This is a genomic window from Microcoleus sp. (assembly GCF_049646505.1).
GTDB lineage: Bacteria > Cyanobacteriota > Cyanobacteriia > Cyanobacteriales > Microcoleaceae > Microcoleus.
The window spans coordinates 1-1,784 of record NZ_JBARVX010000134.1 but is presented as its reverse complement, the minus strand read 5'-3'; the positions used below and the strand labels follow the sequence as shown (position 1 = coordinate 1,784).

The following is a 1,784-nucleotide window of genomic DNA, read 5'->3' as shown; positions in this document are numbered from 1 at the left end:
GAGGTAGAAATTGAGCAAACAAGCGATCGCACTCAGGGTGCAGATAACGACGTGTTCTCCATCCACTACAAATCTAACTGAAGCTATAGCCTCGATCGCAAACATGAGCTATTCATCAATTAATTAATAATTGCTAAATTTAATACCATTTTTCTAAAGATATGCTATGGATTAAGTATTAGCCCCCCCAAAGCATCGGGGGGATTGGGGGGGGTAATATCTAGCGCTACTTTATGAAATTGCTATAAAATCTAAACTCTAAACTCTAAACTCGTACCTCATCTTTTTATCGAAAAGCTATATTATGGTTCCCCCTGCATTCAGTTCTCCTCCTTTAATATTTGCAAAGGCTTTTCCATTTCATTTAGCATTTCGGAGACGGGAGACTGAAATTATCCATTTGGGAGATGTTTTAGCTAGAATTTGCCCGGAATTATCTTTAGGAAGTTCCCTGAAGCAACACTTTCGGATCGAACGCCCCAAGATTTCCGTAGAATTTGACCTGATTCGAGAAAAGTCTGACTCGATGTTTTTGATCGAATACTTGCACAGCAAAATCTTACTTAAAGGGCAGATGGTGCCGGCGGAAAATCCAGAAATCATCTTTTTCCTCGGTTCTCCTTGGATCGAAGACTTAGCGGATCTCACTCCGCTGGGGCTGACAATTAACGATTTTGCTCTTCACGATCGGGTAGTGGATTTGCTTTTATTGTTGCAAGGACAGAAAACTGCCTTAGCGGATGCTAAAAAACTCACTGATAGATTAACTAAACAGCGAGCTCAATTGCGATCGGCATTACAGGAAGCAGAACAGGCGGCGAATGCTATGGCCCAAACTCAACAACTCAAAAAAACTCTCCAAGAATTGCAGCAAACCCAAGCGCAACTGATCCAAAGCGCTAAAATGTCTAGCCTGGGTGAACTTGTGGCTGGTGTAGCTCATGAGATTAACAATCCCATCAACTTTATTGTCGGTAATCTCGACTACGCCAGCGATCGCATTCAACAATTGTTGCAACTGATCAAGCTCTATCAAAAATACAATCCCGATCCTGCACCGGAAATTGAAGCTTATGCAGATGAAATTGAATTGGATTTTTTAGATGAAGACTTGCCTAAACTTTGTTCTTCCATGCGGGTGGGTGGTGACAGAATTCATAATATCGTGCTGTCGCTGCGTAATTTTTCTCGCCTAGACGAAGCGGAAATGAAGTTTGTCGATATTCACGAAGGGCTAGATAGTACCCTGCAAATACTGCAACATCGCCTCAAGGCAAATAATGGCCGCTCGGAAATTGAAGTGATTAAAGAATATGGCCCTCTGCCACTTATAGAATGTTATCCAGGACAGCTCAATCAGGTGTTTGTCAATCTACTTGGCAATGCGGTAGATGCTTTAGAAAGCCAGAAGCAGGAGGGCCCTCAGATTCGGATTCGCACGGAACTTTTGCCGGCGGACGATCGCGCCAGAGTGTTAATTTCTGATAACGGGCCGGGATTTAGTAAAGAAGTTGGCGATCGAATGTTTGATCCATTTTTTACCACAAAACCTGTAGGTCAGGGTACAGGCTTGGGGCTCTCGATCAGTTACCAGATTATTGTTTTGAAACATCAGGGGTTGATTCGCCCTGTTGGTGTACCGGGAGAGGGAGCGGAGTTTTGCATTGAAATTCCCTTGAAGCAAAAAATTAGGGCGGGTGGGCTCTAAGCCAGCTTTTGAGCTGCGATCGCCCTCAAGAATTATCTGCCTATGAGGGGGAGAGAGGGGAGAGGGGGAGAGGGGG

At 44.1% G+C, this 1,784-nt stretch carries 1 protein-coding gene; it reads left to right on the top strand.

The features are described from left to right. Positions 1 to 304 precede the first annotated feature (304 nt). Entirely contained in the window at positions 305 to 1,708 is a 1,404-nt protein-coding gene (locus WBA89_RS07775) for a sensor histidine kinase (RefSeq protein ID WP_424405338.1), read from the top strand. Positions 1,709 to 1,784: the final 76 nt, after the last annotated feature.

Coding starts and splice junctions, on each gene's coding strand:
- WBA89_RS07775 (WP_424405338.1), top strand. CDS start 305: ATGGTTCCCCCTGCATTCAGTTCTCCTCCTTTAATATTTGCAAAGGCT.